This window comes from Hoeflea sp. BAL378 (assembly GCF_000759435.1).
GTDB lineage: Bacteria > Pseudomonadota > Alphaproteobacteria > Rhizobiales > Rhizobiaceae > Hoeflea.
In genome coordinates this window covers 1-15289 of record NZ_JRJG01000015.1, presented here as the reverse complement: position 1 = coordinate 15289, position 15289 = coordinate 1, and the positions used below count along the sequence as shown (strand labels likewise).

Genomic DNA, 15289 nt, shown 5'->3' with positions numbered 1-15289 from the left:
GCGATCTTGTTCGAAGACAATTGGAAACAACGTGACTCAAACAGGCCATTCCCCTGACAGCCCCGCTGGCGAAAAACGTCACGAAGCTCCCGCCATCCTCAATCTCGATGACTGGGTGCCTTATCAGTTCTCCTACATCTCCAACCAGGCCTCGCTTTATCTCGAGGATCTCTACAGCAGCCGGTTCGGACTTTCGGTGACCGGATGGCGCGTCATGGCGAACCTCGCCATTCATGCGCCGCTCTCGGCCAAGGAGGTCGCCGCGCATACCGCCATGGACCAGGTCCAGGTCACCCGCGCCATCAACCACCTGCACAAGATCGGGATGATCAGCCGGCGCACCGATACGCAGGACCGGCGCAAGGTGGTATTGCGGCTGAGCCAGCGCGGCACCGAAGTCTATGCGACGATCGCGCCCTACGCGATCGAGATCGAGCGCCGGCTCCTCGCCGGCTTGAGCGCCGCCGAGGTGGAAACCCTGCGCAACCTGACGCGCAAGGTCCTCGTGGTCGCCCAGGAGGTCTTCAAGGAACAGGACGAAACCGCCTCCCGGAAGTGACGCGCGATCATTTCGGTCACGGCACTCTGCCTTCGACGTCTGCGGTTGAATGTGAACTCAGCGAGCGGTCCGAGGGTTCACGCGGCCTGAACGCGAGGTGTGCGAGTGCCCTGCTTTCGCGGCGGTTGAGCGGGACTGCGCAGACTTGAAGCGGGACATTGTCCGACTCCCGGCCAATCCGGACATGCCGGAATACCTGGATTCAAGGGCTTGAAAAAGAGACTGGCTGGGGCGCCTGGATTCGAACCAGGGATGGCGGTACCAAAAACCACTGCCTTACCACTTGGCTACGCCCCAACAGTGCGGCCGGACAAACCTGGGGTTGGCCGGCCTGGTTCCGGCGATGATCCGGAAGCCTCGCGGGGATAGCAAAAGACGGCAGGGACCACAAGCGCGGAAAATCCCGCCGGCCCAGGAATCTGGCCGTGAAAAAACCCGCCGGGCGGCGGGCCCGGCGGGTCGTGGCTTAAAGCGAGCGGGAGCCGGTGGGGCTCCGCGCCTCTTGATCCTAGCGGCGGAACAGGGTGGCGATCTGCCAGCCTGCGGGCACCACGGCTGCGGCGAGGGCTGCCTTGATCACGTCGGTGATGATGAAGGGACCCACGCCCCAGGCCAGCGCCTTGTCGGGGCCGAAGGCGAGCGCGATCCAGGCGGCGCCGAGAAGCAGAATGATGGCGGCGCCGGCGAGATTGACGGCGAACAGCTTGAGCGCGTTGCGGTCGAGCCCGCGGTCGGCGGCCCAGCCGGTGAGGCCGGCGGCGACGACGAAGCCGGCGAGATAGCCGCCGGTGGGGCCGGCGAAATAGGCGAGCCCGCCGCCGCCGGTGAACACCGGCAGGCCGATTGCGCCTTCGACCATGTAGGCGGCAAGCGTGGCGAGCGCCAGCTTACGGCCGAAGGCGGCGGCGATGATGAAGATCGCCAGCGTCTGCAGCGTCGCCGGAACCGGCCAGAACGGAACGGTGATCTTGCCGGCGACGGCGATCAGCAGGCTGCCGGCCAGGATAGCCACGCCATAGGTGGCGTAGCGGGCGACCGTGCTTTCCGGGGCAAGGGATGGGACAAGCGAGCGGGCGGGGGCAATGGCCATGGATCGGTCTCCGGATGTTTGGCGGGAGCGACTTTTGCAAGCCGCGCATGACAAAACGGTATATTGACTTCGCGGCCCGAGAACAAGACAGTCCGGCCCAATTCACCGGCCGTCCACAATCGGCCGCCGCAGGACCCCGGCCTTCCGGCCGAAACGGCCGCCGCCGGCCGCCCGAGAGACTGGAGACATCCGTGACCGAACCCGAATTCGACAAGGCCTTCGAGCCCGCCCATGGCCAGGCCGTGCCGGTGGCGGCGGACGTGCTGCGCGTCACGGCTCCCAATTCCGGGCCGCTCACCTTCCATGGCACCAACAGCTATGTGGTGGGGCGCGAGACGCTGGCGGTGATCGATCCGGGGCCGGAGGACGAGAGCCACTGGCGCACGCTGCGCGCGGCGATCGCCGGCCGGCCGGTGAGCCACATCTTCGTCACCCACACCCACCGCGACCATTCCCCGCTCGCGGCCAGGCTCAAGGCCGAGACCGGGGCGGTCGTGGTCGCCGAAGGCCCGCACCGCGCGGCGCGGCCCCTGCATGTGGGCGAGGTCAACCCGCTCGCCGAAAGCTCGGACATGGAGTTCGCTCCCGACATCGCAGCAGGCCATGGCGCGGTGATTGCGGGCGACGGCTGGGCGATCGAGACGCTGCACACGCCCGGCCACACCGCCAATCACGCGGCGTTCGCGCTTCAGGAGACCGGACTGGTGTTTTCGGGCGACCATGTGATGGCCTGGGCGACCTCGATCATCGCGCCGCCCGATGGCGCCATGGGCGATTTCATGGCCTCGCTCGACATGCTGGCCGCGCGCGACGACCGCAGCTACCTGCCCGGCCATGGCGGGCCGGTGCGGGAGCCCAGGCAGTTCGTGCGGGCGCTCAAGACCCACCGGCGGATGCGCGAGCGCGCCATCCTCGCCCGCGTCGAAAAGGGCGACCGGCTGATCGCCGACATGGTCAAGGCGATCTACCGCGACACCGATCCGCGGCTGCACGGGGCCGCGGCGCTTTCGGTTCTGGCGCATCTCGAGGATCTGGTCGGCCGCGGCGAGGTGGTGACCGACGGTCCGCCGGCGATCACGGGCGAGTATCGCGCCGCCTGATCGGAGCCTCAGCCGCCGGCGATGCCGAGCAGGCGCACGTCGAGATCATGCAGGAACGAGCGGATCAGCGCGGCGTTGAGGCCGAGATCGTGATCGCCGTCGCGGGTCGCCACCCGCATGTCGACGAAGGTGGTCTCCTCCTCCTCGACCAGGCGGACCAGGATATCCTGGGGAATGCCGAGGACCAGCGTCTTCGTCTCGTACTGGACCAGCGCATCGGTCGGCATCGGCTCGACCGGCTGGTTCTCGATGTCGGGCCGCGGAACAGGCACCGGCGCGCGCGCCGGATCGGCCTCGCCGGTGGTTGCAGGCGGGGCCTCGGCGGTCTCGGGCGCCGGCTCAAGCCCGTCCACCAGCAGGTCGGCGCCGACATTGGCGACCTGGGTCCATTTGTTATCTCCCGCGACGCCGCGCACCGCCTGGAGAACCCGGTCGATCGCCCCGTCATAGCGCCGGCCGGCGACCTGCGGATAGGCGATCGCCTGCGCCGCGCGTGCGGCGGGAACGTCTCCGTTCGATCGCGGCAGCCAGGAGGGGGTAATCACCGGCTCCTCTATCCATTGCGGCGCGTCGACGATGTCGGTGGAGACATCGTGAATGGCGGGCAGTGTCAGGTAGCGGCCGGCGGCGAAGCCGACAGGGCCCAGAACCATCAGCGCCATGACCATGCCGCTGAAGGCGGCGTGTCCGCCCTTGGCCCCGACCTGCCACAGCATGAAGAAGCCGATCATCGCCAGGCCGAGCACGATGAGCGCCAGGCACGACGCCAGCAGGATGGCGGCCACCGCGTTGGGCAGCACCAGAATGCCGGCGCGGTGCAGCAGCGCCGCCATGAAGGCCAGCAGCAGGCTGAACCGGCCCAGCCTGCGTGACCAGCGGGCGGCGATGGAGCTCGGTCGTTGGGGGCGGAAGGGCATGGCGGCGGCCAGGTGTCCGGGACTGGTGGCGCGCGGGATGCGCATCCGGTTGAGGTGGTTTTCATTAGCCGCTCAGGGCGGTGGCGGCAAGCGCCACACTTCAGCCATGCTTGAAAGCGACCCTGAAGAATGGGGGGCCGATCAATCCGGACAAGCGTGGCTTGCCGAAGGAGATCCGCCATGACGACAGACAGCACGCCGGTGCCCGTCTCCACACCGCCCGCCTCCGGGCCGAGCGCCGCTCCGGTCTCCGACACCGGCTTCGAATTCGACGGGGAAAGCCCGGCGCCGATGCAGCTCGATCTGGTCGAACTCGACCTGGCGCTCGATCTCAACGACATCGCCGAACATGGCTTCGGCCAGGCCGTGCGCCAGGCGGCGCGGACGGTGGGCGGGGAGTTCCTGTTCGACCTGCCCGCCTCGGGACTGATCGAGAACGCCCAGCGGATCGCCCTTGTCTGCCTGTCGCGCGACAATGGCGGGCGGTTCGGCCTGGTCCTGCTCAGCGCCGACGGAGACCGTGTCCGCACCGTGGAAGCGGATGAGGACACGATGGGGCTGGTCCACTTCGCCCGGGCCTTCGTCGCGGTGCTGGAGAAGCTCTGACCGCAGTCGCCTGTGCAGATCTATGGCGGGTCCTGGAACAGGCCCTATCTCCCGGCTTCCCGGCAGGCTAGTCTCGCCCGCGGACAACACGTCACGGGGAACGCCGGGTGGAACTGACTGAGGACGACCAGGCGCTTCTGGACGGGCGGCACGGACCGGCCGCCGCGGACGCCATGGGACTGGTGCTGCGGTTCGCTGAGGCCGTCGGCGCGACGCGGCTCATCGCCTGCGACAGCGCCCATGTCGACGGCTGCCTCTATCACGGCCAGGCGAGCCTCGATTTCGTCGAGCGGTTCGTGGCGCTCGGGGGCCGGGTCCGGGTTCCGACCACCTTGAACGTCGGCTCGGTCGACCTCATCCACCCCGAGCTGTTCATCGGCGATCCGGCGCTCGGCGCTGCGGGCCAGCGGCTGATGCAGGCCCATGTCGAGCTCGGCTGCACGCCGAGCTTCACCTGTGCCCCCTACCAGACCCTGCTCCGGCCCAGGTTCGGCGACCAGCTCGCCTGGGCCGAATCCAACGCCATCGTCTTTGCCAATTCGGTGATCGGCGCGCGCACCAACCGCTACGGCGACTTCATAGATCTCGCCTGCGCGCTGTCGGGCCGCGTGCCCGATTACGGCCTGCACCGGGCGGAAAACCGCCGCGCCGGCGTGATCGTCGAGATCCACGGCTTCGAGAATGCCGGACCCGACCAGGCTGGCGGCGTGGCTGTGGCGGCCGGGCTCTCCGTCGGCAGGGCGTGCGGCGACACCATCGCCGCGATCACCGGCCTGCCGGCCCGGACCAGCGAGGACGATCTCAAGGCGCTGGGCGCCGCGGCCGCGTCCGCGGGCAGCGTGGCGATGTTCCACGCGGTCGGGCTGACGCCCGAGGCGCCGGACCTGGCGGCCGCCACCGGCGGCCGGGATGTCCCGGTCGTGGCCCGGCTCGGGCCGGCCGAAGTCTCTGCCATCCTCGCCAGCCTCTGCACCGTCGCCGACGGCGCGGCGCTCACCGCGGTGGCGCTGGGGACGCCGCATTTCTCGCTCGGCGAGTTCGACCGGCTGATGCCGCTCCTCGATCTCGAGCCGTTTTCGGTGCCGGTCTATGTCAACACCGGGCGGCATGAATGGGAGCGGTTGGTGGGCGACGGCCGGGCGGCGCGGCTCGAGGCCGCCGGCGTCACCGTGGTGGTCGACACCTGCACCTATGTCACCGCGATCATCCGCGACCTCTCCGGCGCGGTGATGACCAATTCGGGCAAATGGGCCTATTACGCGCCGGGCAATCTCGGCGTCGACGTGGCCTTCGGCACGCTCGCCGAGACGATGCTCTCGGCCAGGGCCGGCAGGGTGGCGAGGGCATGAGCGCGCGGGCGCTGGTCCATGGCCGCGCCGCCGGCCCGGTGCTCAGGCTCGACGATCCGCTGAGCTTCTGGGGCGGCTTCGACAGTGCGAGCGGCAAGGTGATCGACCGGTTCCATCCCCAGCACGGCGCCTGCCTGTCGGGCGCGATCCTGCTCATGGAGCGGGGCCGCGGATCCTCGTCGGGCGCCTCGGTGCTGGCCGAGGCGATCAGGCTCGGCACGGCGCCGGCGGCGATCCTGCTCCTTGATCCGGACGCCATCATCGCCACCGGCGCGCTGGTGGCGCAGATGCTCTACGGGATAGACTGTCCCGTGGTCGCCATGAACGACAGGAGCGACTGGCAGGCCTTGGCCGCGCGGGCGCGGATCACCATCGAGGCCGGGCCGGACGCAGTGCGGATCACCGAGCCGGCCTGACCCGCGACCACCTTGGAAAAAAGCTCTTGTCCCGGTCAGCCGGCGACCTCGGCCGTCAGCGAGATCCCCAGCGCCTTCATTACAGCGAGCGTGGTCTTGAGCGTCGGATTGCCCTCGTTGCTCAACGTCCGGTAGAGTTGCTCGCGCGACAAACCCGCCTCGCGGGCAATCCCGGCCATGCCCTTGGCCCGGGCGACCACACCGAGCGCATGGGCGATATAGGCGGCATCATCCGTCTTGAGCGCTTCATTGACGAAGACGGAAATGGCCTCGGGGGAATCCAGGTCTTCGGCAGGATCGTAGCCGGTCAGGATCTCAGGCATCGGAGTTCCGGAACGTCCCGGTCTGGTTCAACTCGACCGTTTTGTCGTCCAAAAACTACAATTGCGCAAGCTTCGCGTTAGCGTTTCCCCGCCTCGATCGCCGCCTGGGCCGCGGCCAGCCGGGCGATCGGCACCCGGAACGGCGAGCAGCTCACATAGTCGAGCCCGATCGAATCGCAGAACCTGACCGAGGCCGGGTCGCCGCCGTGCTCGCCGCAGATGCCGAGCTTGATGTCGGGGCGGGTCGCCCTTCCCTTCTCCGAGGCGATCCGCACCAGTTCGCCGACGCCGTCGATGTCGATCGTGACGAAGGGATCGTGCTCGATGATGCCCTTCTGCTGATAGGTCATCAGGAACGAGGCCGCGTCGTCGCGCGAAATCCCGAAGGTGGTCTGGGTCAGGTCGTTTGTGCCGAAGGAGAAGAACTCGGCCACCTCGGCGATGGCATGCGCCCGGATCGCCGCGCGCGGCAATTCGATCATGGTGCCCACCAGATAGGTGATGTCGACGCCTGCCTCGCCGATGACGTCGCGCGCCGCGGCGTCGATCCGCGCCTTGACGAAATCCAGCTCCTCGCGCAGGCCGACCAGCGGCACCATGATTTCCGGCACCACCGGCGCGCCGGTGAGCTTGGCGGCTTCGACCGCGGCCTCGAAGATGGCGCGCGCCTGCATTTCGGCGATTTCCGGGTAGGAGATCGCCAGGCGGCAGCCGCGATGGCCGAGCATCGGATTGAACTCGTGCAGCTCGTCGACGCGCTGGCTGAGCTTGTCGACCGAGACGCCGATGACGGCCGCCACTTCGGCGATCTCCTCGTCGGTCTTGGGCAGGAATTCGTGCAGCGGCGGATCGAGCAGGCGGATGGTGACCGGCAGCCCCTTCATGATCTCGAACAGCTCGATGAAATCCGAGCGCTGCATCGGCAGCAGCTTGGCGAGCGCCGTGCGGCGGCCGACCTCGGAACCGGCGAGGATCATCTCGCGCATGGCGGTGATGCGGTCGCCGTCGAAGAACATGTGCTCGGTGCGGCACAGGCCGATGCCTTCGGCGCCGTAGGAGCGCGCCGCGCGCGCGTCGGCCGGCGTCTCGGCATTGGTCCTGACCTTCATGCGCCGGGTTTCGTCTGCCCATTCCATGATGCGGCCGAAATCGCCCGAGAGTTCGGGCTGCAGCATCGGCACGGCGCCCTTGAGCACCTGACCGGTGGAGCCGTCAAGCGTGATGACGTCGCCCGCCTTGAGCGTCGCGCCCAGCGACACCAGCGTGCCGTTGCGTCCGTCGATGCGCAAACCGCCGGCGCCGGAGACGCAGGGCGTGCCCATGCCGCGGGCGACCACCGCCGCATGGCTGGTCATGCCGCCGCGCGAGGTCAGGATGCCTTCGGCGGCATGCATGCCGTGAATGTCCTCCGGGCTGGTCTCGACCCTGACCAGGATTACCTTGCGGCCGGTCTTGGCGGCTTCCACCGCCTCGTCGGAGGTGAAGACGATCTCGCCTGTGGCCGCGCCCGGAGAGGCGGGCAGGCCCGTGCCGATGATGTCGCGGGTGGCGTGCGGATCGATGGTCGGGTGCAGAAGCTGGTCGAGCGAGGCGGGATCGATGCGCATCACCGCCTCCTCGCGGCTGATCAGCCCTTCCGCCGCCATGTCGACGGCGACCTTGAGCGCCGCCTTGGCAGTGCGCTTGCCGGAACGGGTCTGCAGCATCCACAGCTTGCCCGACTGGATGGTGAATTCGAGATCCTGCATGTCGCGGTAGTGCCGCTCGAGCCGGTCGCAGATGGCGATGAATTCGGCGAAAGCGTCGGGCATCAGCTTTTCGAGCGACGGCCGGTCGGAGCCCGCCTCGAGGCGCGCGGCTTCGGTGATGGATTGCGGCGTGCGGATGCCGGCCACGACGTCCTCGCCCTGGGCGTTGACGAGGAATTCGCCGTAGAGCTCCTTGGCGCCGGTCGAGGGATTGCGGGTGAAGGCCACGCCGGTGGCCGACTGGTCGCCGAGATTGCCGAACACCATCGCCTGGACATTGACCGCGGTGCCCCAGGAGGCCGGGATGTCGTGCAGTTGCCGGTAGGTGATGGCGCGGGCGTTCATCCAGCTCGAAAACACCGCGTCGATGGCGCCCCAGAGCTGCTGGTGCGGATCCTGCGGGAACGGCACGCCCAGTTCCTCCTCGATGATGGCCATGTAGCGGGCGATGATCCCGCGCCATTCATCGGCGGAAATGTCGGTGTCGAGTTCATGGCCGAGCCGGGCCTTCTCGTCCTCGAGAATGTCCTCGAAGACCTCGTGGTCGAGGCCCATGACCACGTCGCCATACATCTGGATGAAGCGGCGGTAGCTGTCGAAGGCGAAGCGCTCGTCGCCCGAATCGCGGGCGATGGCGAGGACGGTCTCGTCGTTGAGGCCGAGATTGAGAACGGTGTCCATCATGCCCGGCATCGAGGCGCGGGCGCCGGAGCGCACCGACAGCAGCAGCGGCTTTTCCGGATCGCCGAAGGTGCGGCCGGCAATCGCGCCGACCTTGGCCAGCGCCTCGACGACGGCGGCCTCGAGGCCCTCGGGCATCTTGCGGCCGTTCTCGTAGAACCAGACGCAGGCGTCGGTGGTGATGGTCAGTCCCGGCGGCACGGGCAGGCCGAGATTGCACATTTCGGCGAGGTTCGCGCCCTTGCCGCCCAGCAGGTTCTTGTCCGCGGCCGAGCCTTCAGCCTGCCCGTCCCCGAAAGTGTAGACCCATTTCCTCATCAAATTCGTCTCCGCGTCGCCTGCCGGAAAAGGCGAACCAACCGGCCTTTGGCGCAAGGCTTAGGCGGAGCGCGGTTGCTCGGTCAACCCTGATCTTGGCTCTCGAACCGCCTATATCGATTGAAACGCGCTGCGTCGCAAACATAAGCCGGAAAAACAGCCGTACACTGGATTTTCAAGCAGTTGCGTTGCCTTTGAGCCAGTCGAGCAGAATCATCGCATCGGGGTTCGGAGGTTGGTTGGCGGGGCCTGTCGGCCGCACGAGAAGCCCGCCCTTGAACCGGAGAAACCCGGCCGGGGCGACCAGTTCGCCGGCGTCGATCATGTCGGCGATCAGGAAGCGCGGCGCGATCGCGGCGCCCATCCTGGAGCGCGCGGCCTGAAAGGCCAGGTAGGAATGGTCGAAGACCTGGACCTTCTGGGCCTCGATCGCGATACCGGTCAGCGACGTCCAGGCCTGCCACATCGCCTCGTCATGGCGCCGGTCGATCCGGGTCTGGAACGACAGCACATGGTCTTCCAGCGCATGGCCGTAGTCCGGCGCCAGCACCGGGCCGATCTCCACATCGCCGAGCGACACGGACCCGTGCCATGGCTCGGGGCTGAGCAAGCGGTTGTAGGAGAAAGTGAGATCGGCCTGGCCGGCATGGCTCCGCTCGCCGTTCGGCACGAACATGCGCAGGGAAACCTCGATATCGGGATGGTCGACGCCGAACCGCGACAGCACCGGAATGAGCCAGCTCCGGGCGAAGGTCGCGCTCGCCAGCACCGTAACCGGACGCCGTTCCTTCGTGCGCCGCAGATCGTCATAGCCCGAGCGGATGTCATCGAGCGCGGCGGCGACGATCCTGGCGAAGTTTCGTCCATGCGGGGTGAGCTCCAGCCCCGAGCCGTGTTTGCGGAACAGGTCCACGCCGACGTGATCGTGGAGCTGATGCAATTGCTTGGAGACCGCCCCGTGGGTGCGCCCGAGTCTCTCGGCGGCCGCTGTCACCGATCCGGTGCGATAGACGGCTTCGAAAGCCAGAAGGCTGGTGAGGGGCGGCAGGTCGCTCAAGGCTGGTCCAATTGTGAATTTTTCTCACAGGTCGAGTTCTTATTACTCAATTTTTTTCTCCGGAAGAAGAGCTATTTTCCCGGTCTCGAAAGGAGATCGCCATGCCGGCCCAGCCCTATCCGCCCGACCGGGGACTTGAACGCGAGAGTCGGCCGTTTACCTATCGCGGCAAGGACTATCTGCGCTTCGAAGCGATACCCCCGACGTCCCGCGGCCCCGATTCCCGCGCCCTCCCGCCCATGCCGGCCCTGTATTCCGCCGTATCGCGCCCCGCCGCCGTGGCGGCGACGCCGCCTGGCGGGGTGCTGGCAACGCTACGGCTGTGGCGGGCCCGAATCGCCGAGAGACGGCGGATGATGGACGAGGTCGAGGGATTCACGGACGAGATGCTGAGGGATCTCGGCCTGACCCGACGGCAGGCGCGCGCGGTCGCCAGGACGCCGTTCTGGCGCGGCTTCGAGCGGGCGTAACGCGCCTTCCCTGCCCGCGCGACTGTCACGGCGCATCAACATTGGCAACGCAAAGTGATTGAGTCCTGTGCCTGATCCCCGTCGATCTGGGCGCAGGCATCTGGACCCTCACGCCATGGCGCTTTAACAGGATTGTCATCATCCTGCCGTCTTCGGGCCCGCGGCGGAGACACCCCGATGCTCGAGCCCAGAGGCAACCGGCACAATGTCATCAGCGCAGCGCGAACCCATCCGTTTTGTCGATCTGGCCGCCCAGCAGGCGCGCATCCGCGATCGCGTCGATGCGGCGATCGCCCGCGTGCTCGATCACGGCCAGTACATCATGGGCCCCGAGGTGGCGGAATTCGAGGCGCAACTGTCCGCCCATTGCGGCGCCGCCCACTCGATCGCCTGCTCGTCAGGCACCGATGCGCTGGCCATGGTGCTGATGGCCGCCGAAGTGCGTCCGGGCCAGGCGATCTTCTGCCCGGCCTTCACCTTCGTCGCCACCGCCGAAGTGGTGGCCTGGCTTGGCGCGCATGTCTGGTTCGTCGATGTCGACGCCGACACCTTCAACATGGACCCGGCCTCGCTCGAAGTGGCTATCAAATCGGCGCGCGACGCCGGCCATGCGCCGGTGGGCGTGATCCCGGTCGACCTCTTCGGCATTCCCGCCGATTATGACGCGATTTCGCAGATCGCCGCGCGCGAAGGCCTGTGGGTCCTGGGCGACGGCGCGCAATCCTACGGCGCGCGCTACCACAACCGCCGGGTCGGCACGCTGGCCACCGCGACGGCCACCAGCTTCTTCCCGGCCAAGCCGCTCGGCGCCTATGGCGACGGCGGCGCGATCTTCACCGACGACGCCGAGTTGGCCGAAACGCTGCGCTCGATCCTGTTCCACGGCAAGGGCACGAGCCAGTACGACAATGTCCGCATCGGCATGACCGGCCGGATCGACACGATGCAGGCGGCGATCCTGATCGAGAAGCTCAAGATCTTCGACGACGAGATCGAGGCGCGCAACCGCATCGCGTCGCGCTACTCGGACATGCTCAAGGGCCATGTCGCCACGCCGGTCGTGCCCGAGGGGCTGCAGTCGGTCTGGGCGCAATACACCGTCAAGCTGCCCGAAGGCGCCGATCGCGCCGCGATCCAGGCGCATCTGAAGGATGAGGGCGTGCCGAGCGCGGTCTATTACGCCAAGGCCCTGCACCGCCAGGATGCCTACAGCCACCACGGTGTGGCGGGCGGCGCCCTGCCCGTCACCGACATGCTCTGCGAGCGGGTGCTCAGCCTGCCGATGCATCCCTATCTCGACGAGGAGACGCAGGACCGGGTGGCCAAGGCGCTGATTTCAGCGCTGGGCTGAACCCTTGCCCGGCGGTCTCAAGCGGTGGTGACCGTGTAATCGCGGCTGCCGTTCCAGATCATCTTCCAGCGTGCCCCCGGCCGCACATTCTGCACGAGATGCGGCTCGAAGGCTGCGATGCAGGTCCCTCCCGGCCGCCGCACGGAGGGATAGATGACGCCGCGCGATCCGGTCTCCCGCAGCGCGCGGGCGAGTGCCTGGCCCTCGGGATAGGCGCGCGAGGGATCGGGCGACAGGAACGGCGCCTCGACGGGCTCCTTCCTCAGATCGTGAAAATCGCCCATGAACCCCGCCAGCAGCGCCTGGTAGACGGCCTCGTCGGTGAAGTGATTGATCCGCTCCAGTTCGCGCGTGCGATGGAAGGCCACCTCGGCGATCGCCGTCAGGTCCTCTAAGCCCGCATACCAGGCGCCGCGGGAGGCATCGTTGAAGCGGTTGCCTTCGGCTCTTGTATAGGCGAAGGCGGCGTTGACATGGGTCTGGCCCCAGGCGCGGAACAGGAGTTCGCGCGAATCGAGGCCCGGGAGTCCGGATTTTTCCGCGATCAGCCGCTGGCTGGTCAGGCCCTCGATCGCCGCAAGAACGGCGAGGTCCGCCGCGTCCTCGAGCAGCGGCGTGAGCACCGGCCGCTTGTAATAGGCGGTGGGGATCAGGCGGACCGTCGCCTCGACGGCGATGGTCGCCAACGGCAGCGTCACGCGCCGCCCCTCAATGCATCGACATAGGTGCGCGTGGCGAGGATGGCGGGAAGCCCGCCCGCGATCATCGCCTCGACCGGCGGCTGTCCGCCGAACTGCGGGCCGGTGTTGGGCATGGTCACCCAGCGGTCGGCCAGGTCGTCGCTGAAATAGAGGTGCAGGCCCTTGTAGAGGCCGGTGACGGCGCTGACCCGCAGCAGTTGGTCGCGGCTTAGCCGACCCGTCCAGTCGCCGGTCTTCATCCGCGCGAAGGTACGCGGGCTGATGTCGAGCAGGTGCGCGGCCGCCTCATTGCCCAGACGCCAGGCCGCAGCGATGCGGGAATAGGCAGTGGCCGCCACGCGGGCGATACGCGCAGGCTCGATGCCCGCGAGGGAAACGGCGTCTGCGGGGCCTGTTGGGGCGCGTAGCACTGTTTCGGTTCTTGCCATATGGCGTTATATACCACGCCAATTGGCAATTTTCAACAATGAGCTTTGCCACCGCGCCCTCCTCCCGCAGATAGGGAAGAAGAGGGAGCGGCTGCCGCGATCAGTCTTCGTCGCGGTCGGTAGTGGCGAAGGTGGTCATGTCGAGTTCGAGATCATATTGCTTGCCGTCCGTGTGGATGGCGTCGTCAACGTCCCAGACCTGGCTGTCGTCCAGTTCGATCTCGCCCCAGGAGGCAAAGCCTTCGGCGGTCAGGGCGGCTTCGATCTGCGTGCGCTCCTCGGCGGTCGGCGCGCGATCGTCGGCAAGCGCCGGAGCGGTGAAGGCGGTGAGAAGGAAGGCGGCGGACATGGCGGCGGTGCGCGTCATGGGGGTCTCCTTGCGTTCATGGAAGATTGACTGTCGAACGCCAGATCAATGGCCGGTTCGCGGGATGGTTCCGGCGCATCGTGCGGACGCGACACCCTGCCGCGGCGCTCAGCCCGCCTCGCGCAACTGCTCCGCCGTCTGCAGATCCACCGACTCGAGTTCCTGACGCAATGCTCGGCGCGGGCGCCCTGGACTTGAAATTTGCAAAAATGTATATACATTCGACTACATAATCAGACGCTGTCGCGATGAAGCTGGACGGTTTTGAGTGGGATGACGGGAACTGGCCGAAATGCGCCAAGCACAGCGTGTCCAAGGCCGAGATCGAATTCGTGTTGATGCACACGCCGATGGTCATGCCAGACCGGTCACCGGTCACTCAGGAGGCGCGGTTCAACGCGGTCGGCGTCACCGAGCAGGGCAGACATTTGTTCGTTGTCTTCACTCTCCGCCCGCGCGGCGAAGGTATGCGCCTTAGGCCGATAAGCGCCCGGTACATGCATGAAAAGGAGATCAAACGGTATGAGCAGTGAGAAGTCCCCGGGGACGGGCAAGCAGTTCCCCCGCTTCGACACGGACGCCGAAGCCGAAGAGTTTGTCGAGAACGCCGACCTGTCGGAGTATGATTTCAGCCAGTTCAAACCGATGGGCTTCGAGTTCGAGAAGAAGACCAAGCAGATCAATCTGCGCATGCCCGAAAGCCTTGTCGACGCCATCAAGGCCCGCGCCAAGCAACGCGACATTCCCTATCAGCGGCTCATCCGGGAAGCCATCGAGAACGCTCTGCGGTAAGGTCGTCTCGCGCCGGTACGGGCGCTTCGCTCCTACCCCGCGTCGCGCAGTTGCTCGGCCGTCTGCAGGTCCACCGACACAAGCTGGCTGACGCCCTGCTCGGCCATGGTGACGCCGAAGAGGCGGTTCATGCGGGCCATGGTGATCGGGTTGTGGGTGATGATGACGAAGCGGGTGTCGGTGGACGCCGCCATCTCGTCCATCAGGTTGCAGTAGCGCTCGACATTGTGGTCGTCCAAGGGTGCATCGACCTCGTCGAGCACGCAGATCGGCGCGGGGTTGGTGAGGAACACCGCGAAGATCAGCGCCATGGCGGTGAGCGCCTGTTCGCCGCCCGAGAGCAGCGTCATGGTCTGCGGCTTCTTGCCGGGCGGGCGGGCGAGGATCTCGAGCCCGGCTTCGAGCGGATCGTCGGATTCGATGAGCTGCAATTCCGCCGTGCCGCCGCCGAAGAGATGGGTGAACAGCCGCTGGAACTGGGCGTTGACCACGTCGAAGGCCACCAGCAGGCGCTCGCGGCCTTCCTTGTTCAGCCCCTGGATGCCGGCGCGCAGCTTCTTGATGGCGTCGATGATGTCCTCGCGCTCGGTGATGATGGTGTTCAGCCGCTCCGAGAGTTCGGCCTGCTCTTCCTCGGCGCGCAAATTGACGGCGCCCAGCCGCTCGCGCTCGATCTTCAGCCGCTCGAGATTGCGCTCGACCTGGGCCGGGTCCGGCAGCGGTGCGCCGGCCGCCAGTCCGGTCAGGCGCATGGCGTGGTGCGGCTCGCAATTCAATGCCTCGCGGATGCGGGTCTCGCCCTCCTCGCGGCGCTCGCGCGCGGCCATCAGCCGTTCCTCGGCGCGGCCCCGCGCCTCGCGGCCCTGCGACAGCGCGCCGATGGCCTCGGTGGCGAGCTTGTCGGCCTCGCGCGAGCGGGTCTCGGCGAGCGCCAGAGCATCGGCGGCCTCCTGGCGGCGTTTTTCCACCGCGCTCAACTGGCTCATCAGCTCGCGGCGGCGGGCGGCGACCTCTTC

17 protein-coding genes, 1 tRNA gene and 1 pseudogene are annotated in these 15289 nt (G+C 67.4%); 9 read left to right on the top strand and 10 right to left on the bottom strand.

The window, feature by feature from the left end:
- Positions 1-31 precede the first annotated feature (31 nt).
- On the top strand, positions 32-559 hold the full coding sequence (locus tag LL06_RS04780; RefSeq protein WP_035522965.1) for a MarR family winged helix-turn-helix transcriptional regulator: 528 nt from the start codon (positions 32-34) through the stop codon (positions 557-559).
- A gap of 223 nt (positions 560-782) precedes the next feature.
- Here LL06_RS04780 and LL06_RS04775 read toward each other — a convergent pair.
- Positions 783-856, bottom strand: a tRNA-Gln gene (locus tag LL06_RS04775).
- A gap of 211 nt (positions 857-1067) precedes the next feature.
- Complete coding sequence (locus tag LL06_RS04770; RefSeq protein WP_035522961.1) at positions 1068-1649, bottom strand: biotin transporter BioY; 582 nt, start codon at positions 1647-1649, stop codon at positions 1068-1070.
- 191 nt (positions 1650-1840) lie between these two features.
- On the opposite strand from LL06_RS04770, the gene LL06_RS04765 reads away from it, so the two are divergent.
- Positions 1841-2749, top strand: coding sequence for an MBL fold metallo-hydrolase (locus LL06_RS04765; protein WP_035522958.1), 909 nt, complete (start codon positions 1841-1843; stop codon positions 2747-2749).
- An 8-nt stretch (positions 2750-2757) separates the two neighbouring features.
- Here LL06_RS04765 and LL06_RS04760 read toward each other — a convergent pair whose 3' ends face one another.
- On the bottom strand, positions 2758-3666 hold the full coding sequence (locus LL06_RS04760; RefSeq protein WP_035523102.1) for a DUF1499 domain-containing protein: 909 nt from the start codon (positions 3664-3666) through the stop codon (positions 2758-2760).
- Positions 3667-3846: 180 nt separating this feature from the next.
- Between LL06_RS04760 and LL06_RS04755 the strand changes: the two genes are divergently transcribed.
- From LL06_RS04755 to LL06_RS04745, 3 genes are all read left to right on the top strand, one after another.
- On the top strand, positions 3847-4272 hold the full coding sequence (locus LL06_RS04755) for a hypothetical protein (protein WP_052161219.1): 426 nt from the start codon (positions 3847-3849) through the stop codon (positions 4270-4272).
- Between the two features lie 107 nt (positions 4273-4379).
- Positions 4380-5621, top strand: a complete 1242-nt coding sequence (locus tag LL06_RS04750) for an aconitase X catalytic domain-containing protein (RefSeq protein WP_035522955.1) — start codon at positions 4380-4382, stop codon at positions 5619-5621.
- Positions 5618-6037: a DUF126 domain-containing protein gene (locus LL06_RS04745; protein WP_035522953.1), complete on the top strand. Its 420-nt coding sequence runs from the start codon at positions 5618-5620 to the stop codon at positions 6035-6037. The genes LL06_RS04750 and LL06_RS04745 overlap by 4 nt, the downstream gene beginning before the upstream one ends.
- A 35-nt stretch (positions 6038-6072) precedes the next feature.
- Here the strand turns inward: LL06_RS04745 and LL06_RS04740 are convergent, their stop codons facing one another.
- The 3 genes from LL06_RS04740 to LL06_RS04730 form a co-directional block, all read right to left on the bottom strand.
- The gene (locus tag LL06_RS04740; protein ID WP_035522950.1) at positions 6073-6360 is read right to left on the bottom strand and encodes an addiction module antidote protein; all 288 of its coding nucleotides are present in this window, start codon (positions 6358-6360) and stop codon (positions 6073-6075) included.
- Between the two features lie 77 nt (positions 6361-6437).
- On the bottom strand, positions 6438-9107 hold the full coding sequence (gene ppdK, locus LL06_RS04735; protein ID WP_035522947.1) for a pyruvate, phosphate dikinase: 2670 nt from the start codon (positions 9105-9107) through the stop codon (positions 6438-6440).
- Between the two features lie 175 nt (positions 9108-9282).
- Positions 9283-10164: a LysR family transcriptional regulator gene (locus tag LL06_RS04730; protein ID WP_035522944.1), complete on the bottom strand. Its 882-nt coding sequence runs from the start codon at positions 10162-10164 to the stop codon at positions 9283-9285.
- Positions 10165-10265: 101 nt separating this feature from the next.
- On the opposite strand from LL06_RS04730, the gene LL06_RS27895 reads away from it, so the two are divergent.
- Positions 10266-10634 carry a hypothetical protein gene (locus tag LL06_RS27895; RefSeq protein ID WP_035522941.1) on the top strand — a complete coding sequence of 123 codons (369 nt, stop codon included), beginning with the start codon at positions 10266-10268 and terminating at the stop codon, positions 10632-10634.
- Positions 10635-10839: 205 nt separating this feature from the next.
- On the top strand, positions 10840-11985 hold the full coding sequence (locus tag LL06_RS04720) for a DegT/DnrJ/EryC1/StrS aminotransferase family protein (RefSeq protein WP_035522938.1): 1146 nt from the start codon (positions 10840-10842) through the stop codon (positions 11983-11985).
- 17 nt (positions 11986-12002) lie between these two features.
- On the opposite strand, the gene LL06_RS04715 is transcribed toward LL06_RS04720, so the two are convergent.
- The 3 genes from LL06_RS04715 to LL06_RS04705 all read right to left on the bottom strand — a co-directional run bounded on the left by LL06_RS04715 (position 12003) and on the right by LL06_RS04705 (position 13481).
- A complete protein-coding gene (locus tag LL06_RS04715) occupies positions 12003-12683 on the bottom strand; it encodes an RES family NAD+ phosphorylase (protein WP_345775673.1) in 681 nt (226 codons plus the stop codon).
- Positions 12680-13096: an antitoxin Xre-like helix-turn-helix domain-containing protein gene (locus LL06_RS04710; RefSeq protein WP_035523097.1), complete on the bottom strand. Its 417-nt coding sequence runs from the start codon at positions 13094-13096 to the stop codon at positions 12680-12682. Before LL06_RS04710 ends, LL06_RS04715 begins: the two co-directional genes overlap by 4 nt.
- 118 nt (positions 13097-13214) lie before the next feature.
- Positions 13215-13481: a PepSY domain-containing protein gene (locus LL06_RS04705; RefSeq protein ID WP_052161217.1), complete on the bottom strand. Its 267-nt coding sequence runs from the start codon at positions 13479-13481 to the stop codon at positions 13215-13217.
- Between the two features lie 248 nt (positions 13482-13729).
- Between LL06_RS04705 and LL06_RS04700 the strand changes: the two genes are divergently transcribed.
- Together LL06_RS04700 and LL06_RS04695 are read left to right on the top strand one after the other, a co-directional pair.
- Positions 13730-14014 carry a BrnT family toxin gene (locus LL06_RS04700; protein ID WP_035522935.1) on the top strand — a complete coding sequence of 95 codons (285 nt, stop codon included), beginning with the start codon at positions 13730-13732 and terminating at the stop codon, positions 14012-14014.
- Positions 14004-14273, top strand: a complete 270-nt coding sequence (locus LL06_RS04695; protein WP_035522932.1) for a BrnA antitoxin family protein — start codon at positions 14004-14006, stop codon at positions 14271-14273. The genes LL06_RS04700 and LL06_RS04695 overlap by 11 nt, the downstream gene beginning before the upstream one ends.
- Positions 14274-14305: 32 nt before the next feature.
- On the opposite strand, the pseudogene LL06_RS04690 reads toward LL06_RS04695, so the two are convergent.
- Positions 14306-15289 (bottom strand): annotated as a pseudogene (locus LL06_RS04690) (chromosome segregation protein SMC); the annotation flags it as partial.